This window comes from Streptomyces phaeochromogenes (assembly GCF_001418655.1).
Lineage (GTDB): Bacteria > Actinomycetota > Actinomycetes > Streptomycetales > Streptomycetaceae > Streptomyces > Streptomyces phaeochromogenes.
Genome location: NZ_LIQZ01000491.1, coordinates 1 through 6,428, shown reverse-complemented (window position 1 = coordinate 6,428; position 6,428 = coordinate 1). Strand labels below are relative to the sequence as shown.

At 66.7% G+C, this 6,428-nt stretch carries 7 protein-coding genes; 2 read left to right on the top strand and 5 right to left on the bottom strand.

Annotation, left to right across the window (positions count from 1 at the left end; translation table 11 throughout):
- Positions 1 to 613: HAD family acid phosphatase (locus AOK17_RS43730; protein WP_055618218.1), on the top strand; the 613-nt coding region annotated here is incomplete at its 5' end.
- A 112-nt stretch (positions 614 to 725) separates the two neighbouring features.
- On the opposite strand, the gene AOK17_RS43725 is transcribed toward AOK17_RS43730, so the two are convergent.
- The gene (locus tag AOK17_RS43725) at positions 726 to 3,254 is read right to left on the bottom strand and encodes an ATP-dependent Clp protease ATP-binding subunit (RefSeq protein WP_055618217.1); all 2,529 of its coding nucleotides are present in this window, start codon (positions 3,252 to 3,254) and stop codon (positions 726 to 728) included.
- A gap of 429 nt (positions 3,255 to 3,683) precedes the next feature.
- Between AOK17_RS43725 and AOK17_RS43720 the strand changes: the two genes are divergently transcribed.
- The gene (locus tag AOK17_RS43720; protein WP_055618216.1) at positions 3,684 to 4,385 is read left to right on the top strand and encodes an SCO3374 family protein; all 702 of its coding nucleotides are present in this window, start codon (positions 3,684 to 3,686) and stop codon (positions 4,383 to 4,385) included.
- Positions 4,386 to 4,406: 21 nt separating this feature from the next.
- On the opposite strand, the gene AOK17_RS43715 is transcribed toward AOK17_RS43720, so the two are convergent.
- The 4 genes from AOK17_RS43715 to AOK17_RS43700 form a co-directional block, all read right to left on the bottom strand.
- Positions 4,407 to 4,742 carry a histone-like nucleoid-structuring protein Lsr2 gene (locus tag AOK17_RS43715; protein ID WP_055618215.1) on the bottom strand — a complete coding sequence of 112 codons (336 nt, stop codon included), beginning with the start codon at positions 4,740 to 4,742 and terminating at the stop codon, positions 4,407 to 4,409.
- A 247-nt stretch (positions 4,743 to 4,989) separates the two neighbouring features.
- Positions 4,990 to 5,529, bottom strand: a complete 540-nt coding sequence (locus AOK17_RS43710) for an amino-acid N-acetyltransferase (RefSeq protein ID WP_055618214.1) — start codon at positions 5,527 to 5,529, stop codon at positions 4,990 to 4,992.
- A gap of 9 nt (positions 5,530 to 5,538) precedes the next feature.
- Positions 5,539 to 6,030 (bottom strand): BlaI/MecI/CopY family transcriptional regulator, encoded by a 492-nt coding sequence (locus AOK17_RS43705; RefSeq protein WP_079053626.1) that lies wholly within the window; start codon positions 6,028 to 6,030, stop codon positions 5,539 to 5,541.
- A gap of 144 nt (positions 6,031 to 6,174) precedes the next feature.
- Entirely contained in the window at positions 6,175 to 6,354 is a 180-nt protein-coding gene (locus AOK17_RS43700) for a hypothetical protein (RefSeq protein WP_055618212.1), read from the bottom strand.
- Between the last annotated feature and the right edge of the window lie 74 nt (positions 6,355 to 6,428).

Sequence of the window (6,428 nt, the reverse complement as noted above, 5' to 3'; positions counted from 1 at the left end):
CGCCGCCGCCACCGCCGTCACCGCGGCCCTGGCGATCCCTGCCACCGCCGCGACCCCGGCCGCCGCCCCCGCCGCGGCCACCACCGTCGCGACCGCCGCCTCCGCAGCCGCCGCGGAGGACGTGGACTACGACACCTGGCAGAAGGACTGCCGGGCCGTCATGGCCGAGGCGCTGCCCCACCTGAAGGAACGGATCGCCGACGCGTCCTCCGGTGAGAAGCAGGCCATCGTCTTCGACATCGACAACACCACGTTGGAGACCGACTTCGGCTTCAGCTACCCGTCGCCGGCCAACGCGCCCGTCCTGGACGTCGCCAAGTACGCCCAGGACCACGGCGTCGCCCTGTTCTTCGTCACGGCCCGCCCGGACATCATCAAGTCGGTGACGGAGTACAACCTCAAGCACGTCGGCTACAAGGTCTCGGGCCTGTACGTACGCAACTTCATCGACCTGTTCAGGGACGTGGCCGAGTACAAGACGGCCCAGCGCACGGCCATCGAGGCCAAGGGCTACACGATCATCGCGAACATCGGCAACAGCGCCACCGACCTGTCGGGCGGGCACGCCGAGAAGACGTACAAGCTGCCGGACTACGACGGCCAGCTGTCGTAACAACGGCCGGGCACTGCCGGGCACGACGACGGACACTGCCGGACACGACGAAGGGGCCGGTGCCTTCTCGGCACCGGCCCCTTCGGCCGTTCTCAGACGGAACCCCTCGGGGTCACGCCTCCTTGCTCAGGTTGGGACCGGCACCGCCGGCCGCCTGCTCGATCGGCGGGACGTCCGGCAGCGCGGACTTCTCCTCGCCGCGGAAGGTGAAGGTCTTGGCCTCACCCTCGCCCTCCGTGTCGACGACCACGATGTGGCCGGGACGCAGCTCGCCGAAGAGGATCTTCTCCGACAGGGTGTCCTCGATCTCGCGCTGGATCGTGCGGCGCAGCGGTCGCGCACCCAGCACCTGGTCGTACCCCTTGGTGGACAGCAGCTCCTTGGCGGACTGGGAGAGCTCGATGCCCATGTCCCGGTCCTTGAGGCGCTCGTCGACCTTGCCGATCATCAGGTCGACGATCTTGAGGATGTCCTCCTGCGTGAGCTGCGGGAAGACGACCACGTCGTCGACGCGGTTGAGGAACTCGGGCCGGAAGTGCTGCTTCAGCTCGTCCGAGACCTTGTTCTTCATGCGCTCGTAGTTGGTCTTCTTGTCGCCCGAGGCCGCGAAGCCCAGGTTGAAGCCCTTGGAGATGTCCCGGGTGCCGAGGTTGGTCGTCATGATGATGACCGTGTTCTTGAAGTCCACGACCCGGCCCTGGGAGTCGGTCAGGCGACCGTCCTCCAGGATCTGCAGCAGCGAGTTGAAGATGTCCGGGTGGGCCTTCTCGACCTCGTCGAAGAGGACGACGGAGAACGGCTTGCGGCGGACCTTCTCGGTCAGCTGGCCGCCCTCTTCGTAGCCCACGTAACCGGGAGGCGAACCGAAGAGACGCGAGACCGTGTGCTTCTCGCTGAACTCCGACATGTCGAGGGAGATCAGCGCGTCCTCGTCACCGAAGAGGAACTCGGCGAGCGCCTTGGACAGCTCGGTCTTACCGACACCGGACGGGCCGGCGAAGATGAACGAACCACCGGGACGCTTCGGGTCCTTCAGACCGGCACGCGTACGACGGATCGCCTTCGACAGCGCCTTGACGGCGTCGACCTGGCCGATGACCCGCTTGTGGAGCTCGTCCTCCATGCGCAGCAGACGCGAGGACTCCTCCTCGGTCAGCTTGAAGACCGGGATGCCGGTGGCGGTCGCGAGGACCTCGGCGATCAGCTCGCCGTCGACCTCCGCCACGACGTCCATGTCGCCGGCCTTCCACTCCTTCTCCCGCTTGGCCTTCGCGGCGAGGAGCTGCTTCTCCTTGTCGCGGAGAGAGGCGGCCTTCTCGAAGTCCTGCGAGTCGATCGCGGACTCCTTGTCACGGCGGACGCCGGCGATCTTCTCGTCGAACTCGCGGAGGTCCGGCGGCGCGGTCATCCGGCGGATGCGCATCCGGGAGCCGGCCTCGTCGATCAGGTCGATCGCCTTGTCCGGCAGGAAGCGGTCCGAGATGTACCGGTCGGCGAGCGTCGCCGCCTGCACCAGGGCCTCGTCCGTGATGGACACGCGGTGGTGCGCCTCGTAGCGGTCGCGCAGACCCTTGAGGATCTCGATGGTGTGCGGCAGCGACGGCTCCGCGACCTGGATGGGCTGGAAGCGGCGCTCGAGCGCGGCGTCCTTCTCCAGGTGCTTGCGGTACTCGTCGAGCGTGGTGGCTCCGATGGTCTGGAGCTCGCCGCGCGCCAGCATGGGCTTCAGGATCGAAGCCGCGTCGATGGCGCCTTCCGCGGCACCCGCACCCACGAGCGTGTGCAGCTCGTCGATGAACAGGATGATGTCGCCGCGGGTGCGGATCTCCTTGAGGACCTTCTTCAGGCGCTCCTCGAAGTCACCGCGGTAGCGGGAGCCGGCGACCAGGGCGCCGAGGTCCAGGGTGTAGAGGTGCTTGTCCTTGAGGGTCTCGGGCACCTCGCCCTTGACGATGGCCTGCGCGAGACCTTCGACGACGGCGGTCTTGCCGACGCCGGGCTCACCGATCAGGACCGGGTTGTTCTTCGTACGACGGGACAGCACCTGCATGACCCGCTCGATCTCCTTCTCGCGCCCGATGACCGGGTCGAGCTTGGACTCACGAGCGGCCTGGGTGAGGTTCCGGCCGAACTGGTCGAGGACCAGGGACGTCGAGGGGGTGCCCTCGGCAGGACCGCCACTGGCGCCGGCGGTCTCCTTGCCCTGGTAACCGGAGAGCAGCTGGATGACCTGCTGCCGCACCCGGTTGAGATCTGCGCCCAGCTTGACCAGGACCTGGGCGGCGACGCCCTCGCCCTCACGGATCAGGCCGAGCAGGATGTGCTCCGTGCCGATGTAGTTGTGGCCCAGCTGAAGGGCCTCGCGGAGCGACAGCTCCAGGACCTTCTTGGCACGGGGGGTGAAGGGGATGTGCCCGGACGGGGCCTGCTGGCCCTGCCCGATGATCTCCTCCACCTGCTGGCGGACCGCCTCGAGCGAAATCCCGAGGCTCTCCAGGGCCTTAGCGGCGACACCCTCACCCTCGTGGATCAGGCCCAGGAGGATGTGCTCGGTGCCGATGTAGTTGTGGTTGAGCATCCGGGCTTCTTCCTGAGCCAGGACGACAACCCGCCGCGCGCGGTCGGTGAACCTCTCGAACATCGTTAATCGCTCCTCAGAGCGGTCAGGCAGTAAGGGGACGCTCCCCTCCCTGTCCTTCCGCAGCTTAGTCCCGCAAGCGGGGACCGCTCATTCCAACTGCCGACACCGTCCTTGGCCTCCTGACCCCGAACGCCGACATCTGCTCCAACCTGATGGTGCGAGACGATGTTCCCGCAGGCCAGGCAGATACCCCCACCATCTGTACGCCGATGGCGAACGTGAGATGCCCGAGCCTTGCGTGTCGCCCCTCCCACTAGGGATGTCTTACCCGTACGCACTGACACTCCATGCCGAACGCACCGGTTCCCTCCGCTATGGGCGAACATCCTTGCGCCGCGGACCGCTTCGGAGCGCCCACTTTTCGGACACTCTGCGCACACGCGAAGCCACCCAGCGTAACTCGGACGCGGCTGTGGCGGTTGGCCTTGCATGGTCCCCACGGTCCCTTCTCCCCGCCGGCCCCTCGACACGGGCCACTCGAGCGACTTCGGCCACCCGAGCCACGCGAGTCGCGCGGTCCGGCATTGGTACGAGAACGAACTGGGCTGGCCGACCGTGCCCGGCACTCCCGTGGACCTGCCGACGGGGCTGCGCTTCGACGTACTGGACGCACCGGTGGAGGCGGGGTACGCGGCGCTGCGGCATCTTGGGCCAGGCTCTCCGGTGGCCGTGCGGGCGGACCGGATGCGGATTCTGGTGGCGGCGGGAAGCGCGGACGAACTGCCCGGGCTGCTCGACTGGCTGGAGTGGGGCGCTCTCGCGCTGGACCTCAGGGCGATCGGCGAGGGCGGGCGCATCGAGGCACCGCTGCCGCCCGGCACTCGGGCGCCCGGCGCACTCGCGCCCGGCACTCCGCGGCTTGCAGGGACCCCCGTACCTGTCCCTGTCCCTGTGGATATGCCTGTGAAGACATCCATGGACACCGCTGTGGACGACTCGCAGGGGGCCGCCGTCTGGCTGCGACCCCCTGAGCCTGGCTGCGAGGTGGAGCCGTCGCTGCCGACGCTGTCGGCGCTCGGTGGGGGCGTTGGGGGCGCCCCCGATCTCGTACGACTCGTGGACACGATGGCGACGGAATGCCATCGCATCCGGCTGCGCCGTTCCTGTGCTCAGCCTTTGGCCTTGTCGTAGGCCGCCTTGTCGTAGGCCTGCTCAGCCGTTGGCCTTCTCGTAAGCCTCACGAATGGACGCCGGAACGCGACCGCGGTCATTGACCTCGTAGCCGTTCTCCTTCGCCCACGCGCGGATCTGCGCGGTGTCCTGGCTGCCACCGGAAGCGGCGCGCGCCTTTCCACGGCTCCCCGAGGCGCGGCCTCCGGTACGACGACCGCCCTTGACGTACGGCTCGAGAAGTCCACGGAGCTTGTCCGCATTGGCAGTCGTGAGATCGATCTCGTACGTCTTGCCGTCCAACGCGAACGTCACGGTCTCGTCCGCCTCGCCGCCGTCGAGGTCGTCGACAAGAAGGACCTGAACCTTCTGTGCCACCGGATTTCCTTTCATCGATATCTTCAGGGACGGGGTCCGCGGCGGTCGCCGCTGTTTCACGTCCCTGTTATATGCACTACTGCAGTACGTCGGAAAGCAAACCGCTTTTGCTGGAAAAACACAAACCCCTGGCAGAGACCGACGGACCCGGGAAGACCGGAAACATGCGCGTTTCGGACATAGGGCCCGCGGGCAAGGGGCTGCGGGCTAGTGGCAGGGGTATGCCACGGGTATTACGGGGTGGCGATCACAGATGCAGAAGCATCCGGCTGTTGCCCAAGGTGTTCGGTTTCACTCGTTCGAGACCGAGGAACTCGGCCACGCCCTCGTCATAGGAACGCAACAGCTCGGCGTAGACATCGGTGTCTACAGGTGTCTCACCGATCTCCACGAAGCCGTGCTTCGCGAAGAAGTCGACTTCGAAGGTCAGGCAGAATACGCGGCGAACACCGAGCCAGCGGGCGGTCTCCAGCAACTTCCCCAGCAACTGATGTCCGACGCCGGCGCCCTTCATCGAGCCGTCCACGGCGAGAGTGCGGACTTCCGCGAGGTCTTCCCACATGACGTGCAGCGCGCCGCAGCCCACGACCTCAGTAGTTGAACCGGTGTCGTGTTCCGCCACCCAGAACTCCTGGATGTCCTCGTAAAGCGTCACCGTCGCTTTGTCGAGCAGGATGCCGCCGCGGACGTAGGCGTCGAGGAGACGGCGAACCGCCGGGACATCGCTGGTCCTGGCCCGGCGGACGGTGAGGGCTTTAGTGGCGGCTTCGGGCTGCTCTGCTGGCATGAGCGGACGTTATCGCCCGGTCTCGCCCTCAGCAGCGGCGGGGTTCTCGCCCACGGGGTTCTCGACTGCCGCGTTCTCCACAGCTGGCTTCTCGGCCGCCGGGTTCTCAGGCGTCGGGTTCTGTGGTGCGGGGGTTTCCTCCGGCCCTTGGACCATACGCACGGCATCGCGCAGTGCTTCGCGCTGTTCCGGGGACATCATGCCGAAGAAGGCGACGAGAGCGGCGGCGGGGTTGTCACTCTGGGTCCAGGCTTCGTTCATCAGTGCCGCGGAGTAGGCGGCCCTGGTGGAGACCGCCTCATATCGATAGGCCCGGCCTTCCGCCTCACGACGTACCCAGCCCTTCTGATGGAGATTGTCCAAAACGGTCATCACCGTCGTGTACGCGATGGACCGCTCCTGCTGAAGGTCTTCCAGGACTTCCCGAACGGTCACCGGGCGGTTCCACTTCCACACCCGCGTCATGACCGAGTCTTCGAGTTCTCCCAATGGGCGAGGCACAGCTCAGAACAATAGGGGGAGATGTCGCCAATCACGTGGTGGACGTGGCTTTGGATGACAAACAGCAACAAAAAGGGCGTACGACTCGAAAAGCTGATGAGTCGTACGCCACGGGGTGGACGTCGTCCGGTGTCCGGGTGGAGCTCAGGCGCCGGTGTCGCGGGAGGTCTGGCGGGTGCTCTCGGCGCGGGCGAGGGCCGCGTCGACGACCGCGTCCTCCTTGGCCTTGTTGGCGCCGCCCTGGGTCTTCACGATCGTCACGATCAGACCGGTGAAGAACACGGCCATCACTACCGGGGGCACGAGCGCGGAGACGTAGTCCATGCCGTCCAGAGTAGCCAGGGGCCGCGGGGCGGATGAGGGGTGGGTCGGGTGAATCGCCCTCGGTGCGACTAGAC

Bases quoted from the DNA above. Each gene is read 5' to 3' on its own strand.
- AOK17_RS43710 (WP_055618214.1), bottom strand. From the start codon at position 5,529: ATGCCAGCAGAGCAGCCCGAAGCCGCCACTAAAGCCCTCACCGTCCGC.
- AOK17_RS43700 (WP_055618212.1), bottom strand. From the start codon at position 6,354: ATGGACTACGTCTCCGCGCTCGTGCCCCCGGTAGTGATGGCCGTGTTC.
- AOK17_RS43720 (WP_055618216.1), top strand. From the start codon at position 3,684: ATGGTCCCCACGGTCCCTTCTCCCCGCCGGCCCCTCGACACGGGCCAC.
- AOK17_RS43725 (WP_055618217.1), bottom strand. From the start codon at position 3,254: ATGTTCGAGAGGTTCACCGACCGCGCGCGGCGGGTTGTCGTCCTGGCT.